18 protein-coding genes and 1 pseudogene are annotated in these 17,992 nt (G+C 73.9%); 11 read left to right on the forward strand and 8 right to left on the reverse strand.

Going from position 1 to position 17,992, the window contains the following annotated elements; all coding sequences use genetic code 11:
* Window positions 1-3 precede the first annotated feature (3 nt).
* Complete coding sequence (locus SM452_RS17965) at window positions 4-696, reverse strand: carbon-nitrogen hydrolase family protein (protein WP_463840337.1); 693 nt, start codon at window positions 694-696, stop codon at window positions 4-6.
* Between the two features lie 66 nt (window positions 697-762).
* Between SM452_RS17965 and SM452_RS17970 the strand changes: the two genes are divergently transcribed.
* Window positions 763-1,536: a DedA family protein gene (locus SM452_RS17970; RefSeq protein ID WP_463840338.1), complete on the forward strand. Its 774-nt coding sequence runs from the start codon at window positions 763-765 to the stop codon at window positions 1,534-1,536.
* A 7-nt stretch (window positions 1,537-1,543) separates the two neighbouring features.
* Here SM452_RS17970 and SM452_RS17975 read toward each other — a convergent pair whose 3' ends face one another.
* Both SM452_RS17975 and gdhA read right to left on the reverse strand, forming a co-directional pair.
* A complete protein-coding gene (locus tag SM452_RS17975; RefSeq protein WP_355509315.1) occupies window positions 1,544-2,896 on the reverse strand; it encodes an alpha/beta hydrolase family protein in 1,353 nt (450 codons plus the stop codon).
* Window positions 2,897-3,047: 151 nt separating this feature from the next.
* Window positions 3,048-4,379, reverse strand: a complete 1,332-nt coding sequence (gdhA, locus tag SM452_RS17980; RefSeq protein WP_262015417.1) for an NADP-specific glutamate dehydrogenase — start codon at window positions 4,377-4,379, stop codon at window positions 3,048-3,050.
* A gap of 92 nt (window positions 4,380-4,471) precedes the next feature.
* Here gdhA and SM452_RS17985 point away from each other — a divergent pair, with 92 nt between their 5' ends.
* The 4 genes from SM452_RS17985 to SM452_RS18000 are packed head-to-tail and all read left to right on the forward strand — an operon-like array spanning window position 4,472 to window position 7,380.
* The gene (locus SM452_RS17985) at window positions 4,472-4,813 is read left to right on the forward strand and encodes a MazG-like family protein (protein WP_355509313.1); all 342 of its coding nucleotides are present in this window, start codon (window positions 4,472-4,474) and stop codon (window positions 4,811-4,813) included.
* Window positions 4,814-4,843: 30 nt separating this feature from the next.
* Complete coding sequence (locus SM452_RS17990; RefSeq protein WP_355509311.1) at window positions 4,844-5,680, forward strand: hypothetical protein; 837 nt, start codon at window positions 4,844-4,846, stop codon at window positions 5,678-5,680.
* Between the two features lie 15 nt (window positions 5,681-5,695).
* The gene (locus SM452_RS17995) at window positions 5,696-6,667 is read left to right on the forward strand and encodes a pirin family protein (RefSeq protein ID WP_355509309.1); all 972 of its coding nucleotides are present in this window, start codon (window positions 5,696-5,698) and stop codon (window positions 6,665-6,667) included.
* Between the two features lie 44 nt (window positions 6,668-6,711).
* The gene (locus SM452_RS18000; RefSeq protein WP_355509305.1) at window positions 6,712-7,380 is read left to right on the forward strand and encodes a hypothetical protein; all 669 of its coding nucleotides are present in this window, start codon (window positions 6,712-6,714) and stop codon (window positions 7,378-7,380) included.
* A 314-nt stretch (window positions 7,381-7,694) separates the two neighbouring features.
* Here SM452_RS18000 and SM452_RS18005 read toward each other — a convergent pair whose 3' ends face one another.
* Window positions 7,695-7,964 (reverse strand): DUF2795 domain-containing protein, encoded by a 270-nt coding sequence (locus SM452_RS18005; RefSeq protein WP_091427162.1) that lies wholly within the window; start codon window positions 7,962-7,964, stop codon window positions 7,695-7,697.
* A gap of 177 nt (window positions 7,965-8,141) precedes the next feature.
* On the opposite strand from SM452_RS18005, the gene SM452_RS18010 reads away from it, so the two are divergent.
* On the forward strand, window positions 8,142-8,546 hold the full coding sequence (locus tag SM452_RS18010; RefSeq protein WP_262015412.1) for a DUF2267 domain-containing protein: 405 nt from the start codon (window positions 8,142-8,144) through the stop codon (window positions 8,544-8,546).
* Between the two features lie 12 nt (window positions 8,547-8,558).
* On the opposite strand, the gene SM452_RS18015 is transcribed toward SM452_RS18010, so the two are convergent.
* Complete coding sequence (locus SM452_RS18015; RefSeq protein ID WP_355509303.1) at window positions 8,559-9,719, reverse strand: CaiB/BaiF CoA transferase family protein; 1,161 nt, start codon at window positions 9,717-9,719, stop codon at window positions 8,559-8,561.
* Window positions 9,720-9,961: 242 nt separating this feature from the next.
* On the opposite strand from SM452_RS18015, the gene SM452_RS18020 reads away from it, so the two are divergent.
* From SM452_RS18020 to SM452_RS18035, 4 genes and pseudogenes are all read left to right on the forward strand, one after another.
* Entirely contained in the window at window positions 9,962-10,996 is a 1,035-nt protein-coding gene (locus tag SM452_RS18020; RefSeq protein ID WP_463840339.1) for a TerC/Alx family metal homeostasis membrane protein, read from the forward strand.
* 50 nt (window positions 10,997-11,046) lie between these two features.
* Window positions 11,047-11,646, forward strand: a complete 600-nt coding sequence (locus SM452_RS18025) for a sulfite oxidase-like oxidoreductase (protein ID WP_114920245.1) — start codon at window positions 11,047-11,049, stop codon at window positions 11,644-11,646.
* A gap of 40 nt (window positions 11,647-11,686) precedes the next feature.
* Window positions 11,687-12,406, forward strand: a complete 720-nt coding sequence (locus SM452_RS18030) for a ferredoxin reductase (RefSeq protein WP_262015500.1) — start codon at window positions 11,687-11,689, stop codon at window positions 12,404-12,406.
* 46 nt (window positions 12,407-12,452) lie between these two features.
* Window positions 12,453-12,623 (forward strand): annotated as a pseudogene (locus SM452_RS18035) (DUF6510 family protein); the annotation flags it as partial.
* Here the strand turns inward: SM452_RS18035 and SM452_RS18040 are convergent.
* Together SM452_RS18040 and SM452_RS18045 are read right to left on the reverse strand one after the other, a co-directional pair.
* A complete protein-coding gene (locus SM452_RS18040; RefSeq protein WP_463840340.1) occupies window positions 12,549-14,351 on the reverse strand; it encodes a glycosyltransferase family 2 protein in 1,803 nt (600 codons plus the stop codon). The pseudogene SM452_RS18035 and the gene SM452_RS18040 sit on opposite strands and share 75 nt — an antisense overlap.
* 209 nt (window positions 14,352-14,560) lie before the next feature.
* Window positions 14,561-15,214 carry a C39 family peptidase gene (locus tag SM452_RS18045; RefSeq protein ID WP_463840341.1) on the reverse strand — a complete coding sequence of 218 codons (654 nt, stop codon included), beginning with the start codon at window positions 15,212-15,214 and terminating at the stop codon, window positions 14,561-14,563.
* Window positions 15,215-15,945: 731 nt separating this feature from the next.
* On the opposite strand from SM452_RS18045, the gene SM452_RS18050 reads away from it, so the two are divergent.
* Window positions 15,946-16,491, forward strand: a complete 546-nt coding sequence (locus SM452_RS18050) for a GNAT family N-acetyltransferase (protein WP_463840342.1) — start codon at window positions 15,946-15,948, stop codon at window positions 16,489-16,491.
* Between the two features lie 10 nt (window positions 16,492-16,501).
* Here SM452_RS18050 and SM452_RS18055 read toward each other — a convergent pair whose 3' ends face one another.
* Complete coding sequence (locus SM452_RS18055) at window positions 16,502-17,947, reverse strand: M20/M25/M40 family metallo-hydrolase (RefSeq protein ID WP_463840343.1); 1,446 nt, start codon at window positions 17,945-17,947, stop codon at window positions 16,502-16,504.
* Between the last annotated feature and the right edge of the window lie 45 nt (window positions 17,948-17,992).

Raw genomic sequence — 17,992 nt, forward strand, 5'->3', positions numbered from 1 at the left:
CCGTCACCGGAGCGTGCCGGCGACCACCTCGCCGGTGCCCGTACCGGCCCGGGCCACCGGCTCGCCGTCCGGCGACCAGATCCCCGAGCCCCCCGCGGCCCGCGCGTACCCGCCCCCGGTCGAGCCGGCGAAGCTCGCCGTCACCACCCACACGCCGTGCGCGGCGGCGACCCGGCGGGCGCGTTCCTCGGGCACCGCCGCGTCGTCCGCCGACTCCAGCACCCCGGCCAGGTAGGCGTCCGCGCCGAGCGTCACCGTCGCCGCCGCGTGCTCCGGCGTCCCGGTGTCCTTGCACACCGCCAGGCCCAGCCGCCAGCCGTCCACATCGAGCACCGCCGGCTCCCGGCCCGGTCGCATGTGCCGCGGCTCCGCGCCACCCAGGAACATCTTCCGGTACGCGACCCGCACGCCCTCGGCGTCGACCGCGAGCACCCCGATGTGCGGGCCGGGCACCGGCGCCCCGGCCAGCGCCAGTGTGCCGGTCTCGGCGCAGGCCGCCCGCAGCGCCGCGAGCCTCGGGTCGGCCGGGTCCAGCGGCGCGGCGGTCAGCTCGTACCCGGTCAGGGACATCTCCGGGAAGACCACCACGCGGGCCCCGGCGGCGCGCACCGCGTCGGCGTGCCGGGCGGCGTTGCCCTCGACGTCGTAAGAGCGGGTCAACGGCTGGGCGACGGCGATCCGCAGCGGCGTACGCATGGCGTACACGATAATGGTTTCCATCACGCGTGGTCGTCCGCGGCTTCGCCCCGTAACGTTGGTCCGATGATCGGAAACGCACAGCTGCTCGCCGTCCCCCGGGTGAGCACCGCGCGGGCCGCGGAACCGTCCGGCGACGGGGTGACCGGATGGGTCACCGGCCTGATGGAACGGCTCGGTGGCCCGGGCGCCGGCCTCGCGGTGGCGCTGGAGAACCTGTTCCCGCCCATCCCCAGCGAGGTGATCCTGCCGCTGGCCGGCTTCACCGCGAGCCAGGGCAAGATGAGCCTGGTCGGCGCGATCGTCTGGACCACGATCGGGTCGATCGTGGGCGCGCTGGCGCTGTACTACATCGGCGCGGCCCTCGGGCGGGACCGGATGCGCGCGCTGGCCGCGCGGCTGCCGCTGATCAAGCTGGAGGACGTGGACCGCACCGAGGCGTGGTTCCTGCGCCACGGCGTCAAGGCGGTGTTCTTCGGCCGGATGATTCCGATCTTCCGCAGTCTCATCTCCATCCCGGCCGGGGTGGAACGGATGCCGGTGCCGGTGTTCCTGCTCTACACCGCGCTGGGCAGTCTGATCTGGAACACCACGTTCGTGCTCGCCGGTTACCTGCTGGGCGAGCAGTGGCACGTGGTCGAGGCGTACGCGGGCACGTTCCAGAAGGTCGTCATCGTGGCCGTGCTGGCCGGTGCCTGCTGGTTCGTGGTCAGCCGGGTCCGCCGCTCCCGCCGCACCGCCGGGGCCGCGCCGCAGGAGGCGGAGGCGCCGCCGGAGCCGCAGCCGACCCCGCAGGGCACCGTCTACCGGGGCGGCTGGTACTCCCAGGCGGAGGACTGAGGCACGCTCAGCACGGCGGGTAGAGCAGGCGGGTGCCGGCGGCCCGGGCGGCCCGGTCGCTGAACCGGCAGCCGAAGTCCGGCGCCGCCACCGCGCGCCGGTCGGTGACCGCGTCACCGGCCGGGCGCTTGCCGGTACGCACCCAGCGGGTCAGGTCGTCCCACGCGGCACCGGCCTCGGCCGGGCTGAACTCGCAGTGCTGCGCGGTGCGCACGGCCCGCTGCACCAGCAGCCGGGACCGGCCGTGCCGGGCCACGTCCCGGGCGTACGCCTGCTCCATGCCGAACGGCACGAACAGGTCACCGAGCCCGTGCAGGCTGAGCACCGGCGCGGTGGGCCGCCCGGCGATCCGGGGTACCTCGGTCAGACCGGGCGAGAGCCGCTGGCGCAGGTTCTCCGGCGCGACCCGCTGCACCGTCGCGTCGAGGTTCACCGGCTGGTTCGGCGCGTACCTGGTGAACAGGTTCGTGGCGAGCTGACCGGGCCGCCGGGCGGGGGAGCCGTCCGCCTCGCTGACCGCGATGCCGAACAGGAAGTCCTTCCACACCGCGAACGCGGCGTCGGCGCCGGGCCGTGGCCCGCCGGAGCGTTCCACGGTGACCGCGCGCAGCTGCTTGCCGAGCGCGTTCGTGGTGTCCGGGCCGCCCGGGGTCAGCCCGGCCAGGCCGAGCGTGACCTGGATCCGGGGCACCGCCGAGGTCAGGTAGTCGGGCGGCGTCGGGTACGCGCGCACCCCGGCCAGCGCCTGCGCCACCAGGTTGTAGTCCAGGAAGAAGTCGAACAGCTCCTGGTCGCCGAGCACCCCGCACATCGGCAGCGCCCCGGCGTAGAAGCCCGGGTACTGCTCCAGCGACCGGCCGATGACGTGACCGCCCATCGACACCCCGGCGATCAGTACCCGGTGCGGGCGCCGGACGGTACGGCTGAACAGGTCGGCCAGGGCGCGGGTGCCGCGTACGCCGGAGCGCACGTCGTAGCCGTTGCGGTCGTACGACGACGACGCCCACGCGTACCCCTGTGCCACCAAGCGCTGCCGCAGGTCGAAGCCGGGCGGCTCGGGCGACAGCTCGGTGCCCTGGCCGCGGTAGCCGTGCGCCCACATCACCAGCTCGCCGTTCCAGCGCGCCGGGATCTCGATGACGTACCCGGCGTTGGCGTGCACGCCCTGCCGCACGGTGGTGGCGGCGCCGTTCACGACCAGTGGCGGCAGCGGCGGGTTGACGATGGTGTAGCCGGGCAGCGGGCCGCTGCCGTCGTCGCGGCCGGTGGCGGCGGCGGGGGCAGCGCCGGTGAGGCCGAGCGTCAGCGCGAGGGCCGCGCCGAGGGCGAGCAGCCGGCGGCGGACGGGTGAGGGCTGCATCGCTGCTCCCCGGGGACGGGTGCCACCCCGGGACGGGGGTGACGACGCGGGACGGATGCCTACCGGCCGGTAGCGTCCTGAACCTAGGCCGGGCGTCGAGGGCTGTCAATGACTGACTGACCACGCCGTCAGCGTCCGTCCCGCCGCCCGCTCACACCAGGCCGTGCGCCAGCATCGCCTCGGCCACCCGCCGGAACCCCTGGATGTTCGCCCCGGCCACGTAGTCGCCGGGCAGGCCGAACTCCTCGGCGGTCGCCCAGCACCTGTCGTGCACGTCCCGCATGATCTCGCGCAGCCGCTGCTCCGACTCGCCGAACGTCCACGTGTCGCGGCTGGCGTTCTGCTGCATCTCCAGCCCGCTCACCGCCACGCCGCCGGCGTTTGCGGCCTTACCCGGGGCGAACCGCACCCCGGCCCGGCCGAGGATCCGCACCGCCTCCGGCGTGGTGGGCATGTTCGCCCCCTCCACCACCGCGACGCAGCCGCCGGCGACCAGCGCGGCCGCCTCCGCGCCGCCGATCTCGTTCTGCGTGGCGCAGGGCAGCGCCAGGTCGCAGGGCACCTCCCACACGTTGCGGTCAGCGACCGCCACGGCGTTGCGCGCGTGCTCCGCGTACTCGGCCAGCCGGCCCCGGCGCTGCTCCTTAAGCTCGCGCAGCAACGCCAGGTCGATGCCCTTCTCGTCGACCACGTAGCCGCCGGAGTCCGAGCACGCCACCACCGTGCCGCCGAGCTGGTGCACCTTCTCGATCGCATAGATGGCCACGTTGCCGGAGCCGGACACCACCACCCGCTTGCCCTCCAGGCTGTCCCCGGCCTGGCGGAGCATCTCGTCGGCGAAGAACACCGCCCCGTACCCGGTCGCCTCCCGGCGCACCTGCGCGCCCCCGTACGCCAGGCCCTTGCCGGTGAGCACTCCCGCGTCGTACCGGTTGGTGATCCGCTTGTACTGCCCGAACAGGTAGCCGATCTCCCGGCCGCCCACCCCGATGTCACCGGCCGGCACGTCGGTCTGCGGGCCGATGTGCCGGTACAGCTCGGTCATGAAGCTCTGGCAGAACCGCATCACCTCGCGGTCGGAGCGGCCCTTCGGGTCGAAGTCCGCGCCGCCCTTGCCGCCACCGATGGACAGCCCGGTCAGCGCGTTCTTGAAGATCTGCTCGAACCCGAGGAACTTCACGATGCCCAGGTAGACCGACGGGTGGAACCGCAGACCGCCCTTGAACGGGCCGAGCGCGCTGTTGAACTCCACCCGGAAGCCGCGGTTGACCCGTACCCGGCCCCGGTCGTCCTCCCACGGCACGCGGAAGATGACCTGCCGTTCCGGCTCGCAGACGCGTTCGACCACCTCGGCGTACTCCGGATGCCGGGCCAGGGCCGGACCGATGCTCTCCAGCACCTCGCGGACCGCCTGGTGGAACTCGGGCTCTCCCGGGTTCCGGGCGACCACGCCGGCGAACACCGACTCGACGGTCTCCGGCATCACGGGCACCTCCTCTCGCCTGGGACGCGGGCCCCCTGGCCTGCGTCGCCCCAGGATACGAACGGTGCGCGGGGTGGGGTTCACTGGTCGGCGTGGACGCCACCATCTGGACGACGGCGCGGGACGCGCGCGCCTGGCTCGACGCCGCGAACGGCCGCGGCGACACCGAACTGACCTGTCGCATCCTCAAGATCGGCGAGGAGGCCGGCGAGGTCGCGGCGGCCTGGATAGGGCTGCTCGGGCAGAACCCGCGCAAGGGGGTGACGCACACCCGCGAGGAGGTCGCCGCCGAACTCGCCGACGTGGCGTTCACCGCGCTCGTCGCGATCGAGAGCCTCGGCCTGGACGCGCAGGCCGTGCTGGCCGCCTGCGCCGGCAAGGTGCGGGAACGGACCGGAGGGGGAATGAACCGGGACGCCGACACGGACGTATGACCCGATGGGGACCGGCGAGAGGGGACGACCATGACCGCATCCGAGGACGACCCCGGCCTGGCCCGGCCCCGCTGGTCCGGCGGAGCCCGGCTGCTCGCGGCGGCGGCGGTGCTCGTGGTGGTGCTCGGCGCGGTGGCGGTGGCGGTGACGCTGTCCAACCCGGCCCGCCTCGGCGTGGTCTTCTCCGGCGGCGCGCCGGCGTCACCGGTCACCGGGAACGGCGGCTCCGGCGCGGCGGGCGCCGCCGAGGTGGCCGGCGCCGAGACGCTCGCCGCACCCCGCGGCGACCGGCAGCGCGCACAGTTCGAACTGGTCGACGGGCTGACCCGGTTCACGTTGCGGGCCGCCGACCTCGGCGACGACCTCTACCGGATCGGCGCGCCGGACGGCTCGGGTGTGACCCCACGCCCGCAGCTCGTGGGCGACCGGGTCCGGCTGCGGGTGGAGGAGAACGGCCGCCCCGGCCCGTCCGCCGTCGAGGTGGTGCTCAACTCCCGGGTCACCTGGCGGCTGCGGCTGATCGGCGGCGTCAGCGAGCAGCGCCTCGACCTGGGTGAGACCCGGCTCGCCGGGGTCGACCTGGTCGGCGGCGCGTCGCGTACCCGGCTGCTGCTGCCCCGGCTCGACGGCTCGCTCACCGTCCGGATGACCGGCGGGGTCAGCGAACTCACAGTCACCGTGCCCGGCGGGCCGCCGGCCCGGGTGCGGGTGGCCTCCGGCGCCGGCTCCCTGACCCTGTACGACGAGCGGCGCGGCGGGATCGCCGCCGGTGACCTGGTCAGCTCGCCGGGCTGGGACCGGGCCGCCGACCGGCTCTACCTCGACCTGGTCGGGGGCGCGAACGCGGTGAGCGTCACCGCGGAGTGAGCGTAGAGTCGGGCGGTGGACCGCACCGAATCCCTGCCCGCGCAGACGCTCCCACCGGGCGTCGGCCCGACCGACCCGGGCAGCGTGCTGCTGCCCGGCCACGACGTCCCGCTCGGCCGCTACACCACTGTGCGCCGGCTGCTGCCGCAGCGGCAGCGCCGGATGGTCGGCGCCTGGTGCTTCGTCGACCACTTCGGGCCCGACGACGTGGCCGACCGGCCCGGCATGGAGGTGCCGCCGCATCCGCACACCGGGCTCCAGACCGTCACCTGGCTGCTCGACGGGGAGATCCTGCACCGCGACAGCCTCGGCAACGTCCAGCCCATCCGCCCGGGCCAGCTCAACGTGATGACCTCCGGGCGGGGCATCGCCCACTCCGAGCGCTCCCCGCTGGTCCACCCGCCCCTGATGCACGGCGTGCAGCTGTGGGTGGCGCTGCCCGACCCGGCCCGCGCCGGTGACCCGGACTTCGCCCACCACGCCGACCTGCCCCGGTTCCGCGACGGAGAGCTGGACGTCACGCTGCTCGTCGGCGACCTCGGCGGGGAACGCTCGCCCGCCGTCGTGCACACCCCGCTGGTCGGCGCGCAGATCGAGGTCCGCGGGCCGGCTCCGGCCACGCTGCCGCTGCGTCCGGACTTCGAGTACGGGCTGCTGGCCATGTCCGGCGCCGCCGAGTGCGACGGCACGGCACTGGCCCCCGGCGCGCTGCTCTACCTGGGCCTCGGGCGGGACGCGCTGACACTGCGCGCCGAGCCGGGCACCCGGCTGCTGCTGCTCGGCGGCACCCCGTTCGAGGAGCCGCTGGTGATGTGGTGGAACTTCGTCGGCCGCTCGCACGAGGAGGTGGTGGCCGCCCGGGAGGACTGGATGGCCGGCCGCCGCTTCGGCGTGGTCGCCGACGACGCGGCGCCGCCGCTGCCCGCGCCCGCGCTGCCCACCACCCGGCTCAAGGCCCGTGATCGCGGCGGCGACGTCCGCGGCTGACCGTCGTACCCGAATGCCGCGCCGCCGCCGGGGTAGTCGGCGGCATGCCGACAACCACCGTCCCGCGCGACGTCGCGGACAAGAAGCGGCTCGCCCGCCGGCTCGCCGGAGACGGCCGCGGGTTCGCCGAGTGCTTCGGGTTCCGGGTGACGAACAACCCGGCCCAGTTGTTCCAGGTGCTGTACCTGGCCGTCCTGCTGGCCCGCCGGGGCGACTTCCACCGCGCCGTCGACGCGGCCGGCGCGCTGCGCGACGCGGGCTGGGACACCGCGGCCCGGATGGCCCGCTCCCGCCACGAGGACCGGGTACGCGTGCTGCGCGCCGCCGGGCTGCGCGGTGACCTGCCCGCGATCGCCGACACCCTCGGCGACCTGGCCCGCACGATCGTCGAGACGTACCGGGGCGACCTGCGCCGGCTGCGGACCACCGCGCACCAGGATCCGGGCGAGGAACGGCGGCTGCTGACCGCGCTGCCCGGAGTGGACGACGAGGTGTGCGACCTGTTCCTGCGCGAGGCGCAGGCGCTGTGGCGTGAGGCGGCGCCGGTGGCCGACCGGCGGGCGCTCGCGGCGGCCCGGCGGCTCGGGCTGGGCCGTACCGCGCGCGACCTCGCCGGACTCACCGGCAGCGGGGAGTCGGAGCAACTGTCGTGGCTGGTCGGAGCGCTGGCGCGAGTGGACCTGGAACGGCGGTACGCGGAGGTGACCGCCTGAGCGCACGCGTGCGCCCGGACACACTTCCGCGATTCTCACCCGTTCGGCTGATGTCGCGTCGTATGATGATCGTGGCAGCGATGCCCGCCCGGTTCGGGCGAACATCTCACCGCTGCGCGGTCGCGACCCGGTTCGGGCGTGAACCGCGCAGGACAGGTGCTGCGTGGCGCCCCAGGTCGCGGTTCGTGACCCGGGGCGCTCGCCTGTCCGGGGCGCGTCCACAGGGGAGCGCCCACGCGCGACAGTCGTACACCGGCCCTTCTCCGCACGCGCGGAGGCCGGCGGCCGTGTCGCCCGCCGGCCCGCCGCAGTGCTCAGATGCCGCGCAGGTGCTGCGACACGCGCGGGTGGTCGACCCGGGCCTGCGCCGCGCGCTGCGACGGGCTCACCTCGGGCGCCGCGTCGATGCCGGCCGAGCGGGCCACCTCGGTGCCGTTGGCGTAGTCCACCGGGGGCAGCGCCCGCAGCGCCCGCAACACGTCCGGCGGCGCGCCCTCCCGTTCCGCCTCGCGGATGACGTCGTCCTTGCCGGCCGGGTAGTCAAGCGCGGACAGGTACTCAAGGACATCCGTGTAACTCGCCATGGGTCGGGCTCCTCGTGGCAGTAGTCGGGGTCATGACCGGGCGGCGGTTACCCGTCGCGCCGCCCCTCACGCCCGTAGGCGCGGAAAACCCGCAGTCGCCGCGCGCCGGTGGCCGGCGCCGTTTCCGGCGCGCCGTCGCGGGTAGCCGCGGTGGGCGCACCGAAGGGGGTACCACGGATGCACTACCTGACCTTCGTGAGCCGGGTCGCCCGGCTCACCGGCACGAGCGAGGACCGGGCCGCCGCACTCACCGGGGCCACGCTGGAGACGCTCGCCGAGCGGCTGACCGGCGGCGAGGTGCTGGACCTCGCCGCGCAGCTACCCAAGCCACTGCAGGGGCTGCTCCGGCCCTATCCGCGCGACGAGGCTGCCGAACGGTTCGGCGCGGCCGAGTTCGCCGCCCGGGTCGCCCGCCGGGCGGACTGCGACGAGAACACCGCCCGGGACGCCGTACGTGCGGTGTTCGTCACGCTGCGCGAGGCGATCCGGGGCGGGGAGTTCCAGGACGTCGTGGTGCAGTTCCCCCGCGACTACCGGGACATGGTGGAACCGGCCCTCGCCCCGGCCGCCGCGCGCCGCTGAACCGGCGGCCGGTCAGCCGATCACACCGGCGTCGCGCAGCGCGGCGATCCGGCCGGCGTCGATCCCGGCGCCGGCCAGCACCTCGTCGGTGTGCTCGCCCGGCGACGGCGGCGGCCGCCGGACCGACGTCGGGGTGGCCGAGAAGCGCGGCGCGGGAGCGGGCTGGGTGACGCCGTCCGGCGCCACGAAGACCTCCCGTGCCCGCAGGTGCGGGTGCTGCGGCGCCTCGGCCCAGTCGAGCACCGGTGCCACGCAGGCGTCCGTGCCGGTCAGCAGCTCCGTCCACTCGTCGCGGGTACGGGTGCGGAACAGCCGCGCCCAGGCCGCCCGCAGCGCCGGCCAGTTCGCCGGATCGTCCCGGTCCGGCGCGTCGTCGCCGTCGAGCGGGAAACCGGTGAGCCGGACCAGTTCGGCGTAGAACTGCGGCTCCAGCGCACCCACCGCGACGTAACGCCCGTCGGCGCACTCGTACGTGTCGTAGAACGGCGCGCCGCCGTCGAGCAGGTTCACCCCGCGCGGGTCCTGCCACAGACCGATGCCGCGCAGTGCGTGGATCTGGGTGGCGAGCACCGACACGCCGTCCACGATGGCCGCGTCGACCACCTGGCCGGGCGCGCCGCCGCGCACCGCGTACAGCGCCGCGACCACGCCGAGTGCGAGCATCATGCCCCCGCCGCCGTAGTCGCCGAGCAGGTTCATCGGCGGCACCGGGCGTTCCCCGGCGCGGCCCACGCCGTGCAGCGCGCCGGTCAGCGCCAGGTAGTCGATGTCGTGCCCGGCGCGCTGCGCCAGCGGCCCGTCCTGTCCCCAGCCGGTCATCCGCCCGTACACCAGGCGGGGGTTGGCGGCGAGGCAGGCGTCCGGGCCGAGGCCGAGCCGTTCGGTCACCCCGGGCCGGAAACCCTCCACCAGCGCGTCCGCGCCCGCGACCAGGTCGAGCACCAGGTCACGCCCCGCGGGCTGCTTCAGGTCGACGGCGATCGAGCGGCGGTTGCGGTTCAGCAGGTCGCCGGGGAAGGCGCCGAACCCGCCCCCGCCGGCCCGGTCGACGCGCACCACGTCGGCGCCGAGGTCGGCAAGCATCATCGCCGCGAACGGACCGGGGCCGATCCCGGCCAGCTCGATCACCCGTACGCCGGTCAGTGGTCCCTGGTTGGTCACCCGCGTCACCATAGGGGCAGGTGTGACCCGGCGCCACGCCCTCCGCCGGCGCCCAGTGGTTGACCAGGGCAATCATGCGTGTCCCGACTTGGCGTCCGGTCCGGCGGTGACCTAGCCTTGTGCAGGCGAGGGGAGTACTTCCCACGAATCATTCCGGTCAGTACGGCGAGCCGCCGAGGCGAGCCCCGGGTGGTTGCCCACGAAAACGTGGGTGAAGGAGACCTCGAACATGACACGGTGTTCGAGGAGGCTCCATGCCCGAATTGTCGCCCCTGGCCGCGGCCGGGTTGTCGTCTGTCGGCACGCCCACGCTGTGGGCCGTGACGATCGTCGGTGTGCTCGTTTTGCTGGTGCTCGACTTCCTGGTCACCAAGAAGCCGCACGAGGTCTCGATCCGTGAGGCGCTGGGCTGGTCGGCCTTCTACATCGCCCTGCCGCTGGCCTTCGGCGCCTGGATCTGGTCCCGGTACGGCAGCCAGCAGGGCGTCGAGTACCTCACCGGTTACCTGGTCGAGAAGTCCCTCTCGGTCGACAACCTGTTCGTCTTCATGCTGCTGCTGGCCGCGTTCGCGGTGCCCGCCGTGCTCGCCCAGCGGGTGCTGCTCTACGGCATCGCCGGCGCCCTGGTGCTGCGCGGCGTGTTCATCGCGCTCGGCGCCGCCGCGCTTCAGACGCTCGACTTCGCCTTCCTACTGTTCGCGCTCATCCTGATCGCCACCGCGGTCAAGCTCCTGCGCGACGCCCTCTCCGGGCACGAGCAGGAGGTCGACATCAACAAGATGCGGTCGGTCCGGCTGCTCCGCAAGATCATGCCGGTGGTCGACGACTACCACGGCACCCGGATGACCATCCGGCAGGCGGGCCGGCGGGCGCTCACCCCGTTCGCGCTGGTCGTGGTCGCCGTGCTGGCCACGGACATCGTGTTCGCCGTCGACTCGGTGCCCGCCGTCTACGGCATCACCGAGGACCCGTACCTGGTCTTCGCCACCAACGCGTTCGCGCTGCTGGGGCTGCGGGCGCTGTACTTCGTGCTGCACGCCGCGCTCAGCCGCCTCGTGCACCTCAGCTACGGCCTGGCCGCCATCCTGGCGTTCATCGGCGTCAAGCTCGGCCTGCACTGGGCGCACGGCATCTGGAAGGGCGTACCGGAGATCCCCACGCTCGCCTCGCTCGGCGTGATCATCGGCGTCCTGGTGATCGTCACCATCACCAGCCTGCGGGCCACCCGCAACAGCGGCGACGGCAAGCGCACCGTCGTGCACGAGGTGCAGGGCGGAGGTTCCGCCTGACTCGGTGGGAACCCCTGCCCCGGCGGGAGCGGCGGTGGTACGACTGACGGGTGGGAATCGTCTCGCCCGGCTTCCAGGGCCGGCCCCGTACGTCCGCGCCCGACCTGCCGCCGGGGCAGTACCTCACCGAGGACTTCCCGGTGCTCTCGGCCGGCCCGACGCCACGCGTGCCGCTGGACACCTGGGAGTTCGTGCTGACCAGCGAGGCCGGCGCGGAGTACCGCTGGTCCTGGGACGAGATGATGGGCCTGCCGCAGGACACCCCGACGGTGGACCTGCACTGCGTCACCCGCTGGTCCAAGCTCGGCACCACCTGGCAGGGCGTCTCCCTGGACACGCTGCTCGACGGCGTCGACACCGAGGCCCGGTACGCGCTCGCGCACTCGTACGGCGGCTACACCACCAACCTGCCGCTGGACGACCTGCGCGGCGGACGGGCGTGGGTGGTGCACACGTACGACGGGGGGCCGCTGCCGGCCGAACACGGCGGACCGGCGCGGCTGCTCGTACCGCACCTGTACCTGTGGAAGTCGGCGAAGTGGGTGCACGGCATCCGGCTGCTCGCCGACGACCGGCCCGGCTTCTGGGAGACCGCCGGCTACCACGACTACGGCGACCCGTGGCGCGAGCAGCGCTACCAGGGCGACTGAGGTGACGGCGCAGGCGCAGGGCCGCCGCGTCGCGCCGCTGATGTGGCGGGTCGCCCGGCTGGTCGAGCGGCGGATCGAGACACCCACCGCGCAGACGCTGGTGCTGGACGTGCCCGGCTGGCCCGGGCACCTGCCCGGGCAGCACGTCGACCTGCGCCTCACCGCCGAGGACGGCTACCAGGCCGCCCGGTCGTACTCGCTGGCCGGCCCCGCCGACGGCGAGCGGATCGAGGTGACGGTGCAGCGGGTGCCCGACGGTGAGGTGTCGCCGTACCTGACCGACACCTACGCCGAGGGCGACCCGGTGGAGGTCCGCGGCCCGGTCGGCGGCTGGTTCGTCTGGCGTAGCGACGACACCGCGCCGGTGCTGCTGGTCGGCGGCGGATCCGGCGTGGTGCCGCTGATGGCGATGATCCGCGCGCGCCGCGCGGCGGGCAGCCGCACACCGTTCCGGCTCGTCTACTCGGTGCGCACCCCGGACGACGTCATCTACGCCGACGAGCTGCGCCGCCGCGCCCGCGACGACCAGGGCCTGGACGTCGCGTACGTCTACACCCGGTCCGCGCCCGAGGGCTGGCGCGGCGAGCCGCACCGGATCGGTCTGGCCGACGTGAACAGCCACGGCTGGCCGCCCGACCTGGAGCCGCTGTGCTACGTGTGCGGCCCCACCGGATTCGTGGAGACCGTGGCCGACCTGCTGGTGGGGCTGGGTCACCCGACCCGGCGCGTGCGGACCGAACGGTTCGGCCCGACCGGCTGAGACCCGAGGAGGGCGTATGACCGACTTGTCCTACGTGGATGGCAACATGCTCGACGGGCCGCTGCGCGAGTTGTTCGCGGTCGACCTGAGCGCCACCACCGGGCGCTGCGACACCTGCGGGACGACCGGCCCGATGGCCGGGCTACACGTCTACTCGCACGCCCCGGGCCTGGTCGGGCGCTGCCCTGCCTGCTCCGGGGTGATGGTGCGGCTGGTCCGCGCGCCGCAGCGGGCCTGGCTGGACCTGCGCGGCACCACCTACCTCCAGGTGCCCATGCCGGCCGAGCAGGGTTTCCGCGCCGCGCCCTGACGTCTGCGCCGTGGCGGGGCCGCGTCCTGACGTCTGCGCCGTTACCGGTCCGCGCCTGCCGCGCCGGCGCAGCCGCCCGACGAGCTGACCCACAGTCACCGGCACCACGGAGAGCACGAGCTGACCGTTGCGCGGGTCGACGGTCGCCGCCACCCCGTACAGCCGGGCGCCGTGCCGTAGCAGCCGGGGCCGCCGGGCGGCGAGCCGAGGCGCGCGCACCGCGGCCCCGCCGCGCCCGTGACCGCCGTCCACCTCGGTGCGTACCGGATGGCGCTGACCGCTGGCGGCGCTGGCGGCCAGGAGCCGGTCCAGCGCGAAGTCCGTGCGCAGGGTGCGGCCGGTCGGATCACCGGCGTCCATCCGGGTGGCGCCCACGACCGGACCGGCCAGCATCCGCACCGGCCCGGCCTCCGTGGCGAACCGGGGGTACGGGCTGCGCGTGGTCACCGTCAGCGTGTGCCCGTCGACCCAGCTCACGTCGACGGTGTCCAGCCGCGCCAGCCAGTGGGCGCGTACGTCGGTGACGTCGGTCCACCGGGCCGGTGCGCCCGGGTAGCCCGCGTGCCAGCGGTCACCGGCGAACACCGTCGCCGGCACGCCCCGGCCGTTGTCCTGCTCGATGACCGCCAGCAGGTCGTCCACCCCGCCCGCGGTCACCGCGCCCAGGCGCAGCCGGGCCTCGATGTCGAGCCGGTCCCGCAGGCGGTCGGTGACGTGCCGCCGTACCAGCCGCGCCACCGTGGCGTGCACCCGCTCCTGCGCGGCCCGGTCCAGGTGCCGGAAGTCGTCGCCGACCAGGTTCGCCAGTTCCAGCCCGGCGTGGCGGCGCAGCACCGCGTCCCGGCGCTCCCCGGCGGGGATCAGCTCGGCCACGTACGCGAACAGCCGCTCCACGCTGACCAGGCGCTGCTCCACCCGGCTGTGGTAGGTGATGTTGCGGGCGTCCAGCCGGCGTACCGCGTGGTAGTAGTCGTAGTCGGCGAGCACCGAGATCCGCCGGGCGTGGTAGCAGGCGGCGAGCGTGAACGGCTGGTCGCTGAGCACCGGCATGTCCTCCGGGAACCGCAGCCCGAGCCGGTCCACGAGGTCGCGCCGGAACAGCTTCGTGTTCGCCAGCGACCAGGGCAGCGCCGAGTCGAACAGGCTCACGTCGACCGCGTTGCCGCCGGCGAACACGTCGGAGAAGACGTGCCGGCCGTTGACGCCGACCACCTTGCCGAGCACCACGTCCGAGCCGTACCGGTCGGCGGCGGCGACCAGACGTTCCAGGGCCTCCGGGCCGAGCCGGTCGTCCGAGCCGAGGAAGAAGACGTACCGGCCGGTGGCCAGGTCCAGTCCCCGGTTGCAGGGCGTCGCCGGGCCACCGGAGTTGGCCTGGTGGACCACCCGTACCGTGCCGGGATGCTTGGCGGCGTACCGGTCCAGCAGGCGGCCGCTGCCGTCGGTGGACCCGTCGTCCACCGCCACGATCTCCATCCGGTCCGGGCCGATCGTCTGCCGCAGCACCGACTCGAGGCAGGACCGCAGGTACCGCAGCGTGTTGTAGACCGGCACGACCACGCTCACGTCGGGGCAGCTCGTCGCGGGTGGGCGGTGCGTGGTCGGTGGGCGGTGCGTCGCCTCCTCGGCTGCCACGGCTGCTCCTTCTGGGTCGCCCGGACGATCCGGCGCGACCCAGCGTGGTGGAGCGAGCCGTCCGGGTGACGACACCGGCGTGACGGCGAGGTGACCGGAAGGCAGCCGTTGGACACGTGCGGAAGGGCCCGACCCCGTGGTGGGGGTCGGGCCCTTCCGGTGTGCGTGCTGTCGCTATTGCTCTGCAGCCATATGTGCGGCGGTGTTGCTTAGCTGGTGCTGTAGCCGCGGGTGGCGATCCAGTCGGCGAGGTTGTCGATGCTCATGCGGTAGGTGGCGGTGTTCGGGTCGGCGCTGTCGGCGATGGTGACGGTCTTGCCGTCGTCGCGGTAGCCGATGACACTGATGTAGTGGCCGCCTTCGAAGGAGTGGGTGGTGCCGTCGGTGTCGGTGGCGGTGCCGGCGATGTTGGCCACCACGGCCCGGCCGGCGTCGACGGTCTTGACGACGTCGGCGCGAAGCTTGTCGGTCTGCTTGTCGTCGGCCTTGGGGGTGCTGATCTCGACGGACTTGTAGGCGTCCTTCGCGCCGGTCTCCTTGTTCAGCACGGGGGTGATGTCGTTGATGCTGTTGGTGCCGGCCTCGGTGGTGCCCATCTCCTTGGCCATGGCGTGCACGTCGATGTTCTTGCCCTGCACGGACAGGGCGTTGCGGGCGGCGGCGGGGCCGCAGAAGTAGAAGTTGGGCTGGGCTTCGTAGCGCACGTCGAGTTCCCGCTCGCCGTGGCCCTTGCGGTCCGCCACCACGCTGGTGCTGGTGGTGGGGGCGGCGTGGGCGGCGATCGCGGGGCCGGCGATGCCTCCGGCGGTGGCGGCGATACCGGCAGCGGTCAGAACGGTCTTGCGCAGCAGAGTGGTAGCCATGATGGTTGCCTCCCTGGTTGGGGGAAAACCGCGGCGATAGGGGATGCCGCGAGAAGGGGGAAGTCTTGGGGGGTGCCCGTCGGAAGAGGGCTGTAGCAGCGCGGGCGGCCGGGGGGCCTGCTCCGCGGCTCGGGGGTGTAACGACGTGCGGGCCGGGGTCATTCCCGGGGACGGCGGGGTGCCCGTCGCTCAGGGATGTAACGACGACCGGGCCGGGCCGATTCCCTGACCTGCCGTGGGTGCCGGGCGGGCCGATGTTCGGCGCTCGGTTCCGGTGCCGCGGGGCTCAGCCATGTACAACGCCCCGCGCCCGCCACCGATTCCACGCTGACGATGGCACCGACCACAGCCACGCCCCCGCCCCGAACCGGACACAGCTCACCAAACCCGTCACGTCGTCGCCCGGGCGGACTGCATCACCGCGCGATCTTGCATCTTGGTCCCCGCTGAAACCCATGCAAAGCGGGCATCTCGCGGGCATCAAGTGCAAGATCGCGTGAGTGTCGGATGCCGGCTGCGGGGCTGGGGAGCGTTCCTTCCGCACAATGAGATCGGCAGGCCACATGATGGGAGCCGGGAGAGATCTTGGTACGAAAGGGCCCTCATAGGGGCCGTTTCCTACCAAGATCTGCGAAGGGCTTGGGGTGCGCGGTGGGAGTGGGAGAGGGAGAGGGAGAGGGAGAGTGCACCCCGGGTGGGGTGGGGTGGACGCGGTGGCGCAGAGTGGCGCTGTGCGATATCTGCGCAGTGACGGACGCGTCGCCATCCGCCGTCCCCGCCCGGCCGACGAGGCGGAGTTCGTCGCCGCCGCCCGGCGCAGCCGCGACCTGCATCATCCGTGGCTCTCCGCGCCCGACGACGCGCAGCGCTACGCGGCGTACCTGCGCAAGATCCGGGGGCGGGACAGCTCCGGGTTCCTGCTCTGCGACCGGGCCACCGGGGAGATCGCCGGATACGCGAACATCAGCGGCATCGTGCTGGGCGCGCTGCGCGGCGGTTACCTCGGATACGCGGCGTTCCGCCCGTACGCGGGCACCGGGCACGCCTCGGCCGGGGTGCGGCTGGTGATCGAGTACGCGTTCGGGCCGCTCGGTCTGCACCGGCTGGAGGCGAACATCCAGCCCGGCAACGAGCCGTCGAAGCGGCTGGCGCGCCGGCTCGGCTTCCGGCTGGAGGGGTTCTCCCCGGACTACCTGTTCATCGACGGCGCGTGGCGCGACCACGAACGCTGGGCGATCACCGCCCCGGACCGGGTGGACCCGGCGCCGGGGCGGTGACCGGCCGGCCTCAGCTGCCGGGCTTCGGGAAGGCGACCGGGCTGCGGTGCCCGTCCCGGTCCACCGCCCGTACGCCGAAGAACACGTTGTCCTTGGACAGGTCGATGGTCACCTCGGTGACGTCGCCGACCGGCAGCACCTTCTGCCACTGGTCGGCGGTGGTCTCCCGCCACACCACCTCGTACCCGGCCAGGTCCGGCTCGGGCCCGCGCTGCCACCGCAGCGTGGTGTCGTTCGTCAGGTTCGTGGTCACCACTGTGACGCCCTTGGGTGTACCGGGCGCCTGGGCCAGCGACCACAGCGTCGCGGCGTTCACCCGGGCCACCCGGGTGGTGTAGCCGAAGTCGCAGAACTCGGGCAGGTCGCCGTACTGCAGCCCGTCGACGACCCGCACGTCCTGGTGCTGGTGCGCGAAGTCCTCGTTGGGCTCGGTGAACCGGCCGGCCGGCCACCCCTCGCGCAGGAACGAGATGTGGTCGCTGCCGCGCAGGTAGCGGTCCCGCCGGTAGATGACGCGTACGTCCATGCCGGTGGCGGAGTTCTCGGCCGCGTCGGTGACGAACCGGGCGAGCTGCCGCGACGGCGAGTCGTTCTCGCCGCCGACGGACTGCCGCACGCTCGCCTCGGCCGGGGTCTCGGCGGTCGGCACGCCCTCGGCGAACAACCGCACGGTACGCGGGTCGCGGGTGCCGTCGTCGGCGGTGCTGCTGCCGACGATGTCGTTGCTGAACATCGCCTGCACGTCGGCGCCGGCTGCCTTCAGCTGCGCGGCCAGGTACGCCGAGCCGTACAGTCCCTGCTCCTCGGCGGCGACGGCGGCGAGCACGATGGTCGCCTCGGTGCGGCGGGTCGACAGCACCCGGGCCAGCTCCATCACCACCGCCACGCCGGAGGCGTCGTCGTCGGCGCCGGGTGCGTCGCTGACCGCGTCCATCACGTCGGTGGCCCGGGAGTCGTAGTGGCCGGTGATGACGTACACCCGCTCGGGCGTGACGTCGCCGCGCACTGTCGCCACCACGTTGGTGATGGTGGTGGGGACGGGGATGCGGGAGGCGGGCTGCTGCACGTACGACTGCAGTTCGACGCTCATCCGGCCGCCGGACGCGGCCGCGTACCCGGAGAGCTGGGCGTGGATCCAGTCGCGGGCGGCGCCGATGCCGCGTACCGGATCGGTCTGGCTGGACAGGGTGTGGCGGGTGCCGAACGCGGCGAGCCGGCGCACGACGGCCTCGATCCGGCGACTGTCGATCTCGCGCAGCAGCGCGGTCAGCTCGCGGCCGGGCCGCTGCGCCCGGGCCGGACGGCCCGGGCCCGGGGGCGCGCCGGTCGCGGCGGCGGCCGGGGCGGCGGTGAGCGGGGTGGCGACGGCGGCGGCGGTGGCCGCGGCGGAGGCGGTGAGGAAGGTACGCCGGCTGGACCTCGTGGGCCGACCCTCGGCGGTCTCGTGGTTTCCCATCCCGGCATCCTCGCGCCGATCACGAGGAATGTCCATATAGCCGCC

The organism is Micromonospora sp. SYSU B005, from assembly GCF_055362685.1.

Bases quoted from the DNA above. Each gene is read 5' to 3' on its own strand.
- SM452_RS18015 (WP_355509303.1), bottom strand. From the start codon at position 9,719: ATGGTGACGCGGGTGACCAACCAGGGACCACTGACCGGCGTACGGGTG.
- SM452_RS18005 (WP_091427162.1), bottom strand. From the start codon at position 7,964: ATGGCGAGTTACACGGATGTCCTTGAGTACCTGTCCGCGCTTGACTAC.
- SM452_RS17965 (WP_463840337.1), bottom strand. From the start codon at position 696: ATGCGTACGCCGCTGCGGATCGCCGTCGCCCAGCCGTTGACCCGCTCT.
- SM452_RS18030 (WP_262015500.1), top strand. From the start codon at position 11,687: ATGTGGCGGGTCGCCCGGCTGGTCGAGCGGCGGATCGAGACACCCACC.
- SM452_RS18010 (WP_262015412.1), top strand. From the start codon at position 8,142: ATGCACTACCTGACCTTCGTGAGCCGGGTCGCCCGGCTCACCGGCACG.
- SM452_RS17990 (WP_355509311.1), top strand. From the start codon at position 4,844: ATGACCGCATCCGAGGACGACCCCGGCCTGGCCCGGCCCCGCTGGTCC.
- gdhA (WP_262015417.1), bottom strand. From the start codon at position 4,379: ATGCCGGAGACCGTCGAGTCGGTGTTCGCCGGCGTGGTCGCCCGGAAC.
- SM452_RS18045 (WP_463840341.1), bottom strand. From the start codon at position 15,214: ATGGCTACCACTCTGCTGCGCAAGACCGTTCTGACCGCTGCCGGTATC.
- SM452_RS17975 (WP_355509315.1), bottom strand. From the start codon at position 2,896: ATGCAGCCCTCACCCGTCCGCCGCCGGCTGCTCGCCCTCGGCGCGGCC.
- SM452_RS18020 (WP_463840339.1), top strand. From the start codon at position 9,962: ATGCCCGAATTGTCGCCCCTGGCCGCGGCCGGGTTGTCGTCTGTCGGC.
- SM452_RS18055 (WP_463840343.1), bottom strand. From the start codon at position 17,947: ATGGGAAACCACGAGACCGCCGAGGGTCGGCCCACGAGGTCCAGCCGG.
- SM452_RS17970 (WP_463840338.1), top strand. From the start codon at position 763: ATGATCGGAAACGCACAGCTGCTCGCCGTCCCCCGGGTGAGCACCGCG.
- SM452_RS18000 (WP_355509305.1), top strand. From the start codon at position 6,712: ATGCCGACAACCACCGTCCCGCGCGACGTCGCGGACAAGAAGCGGCTC.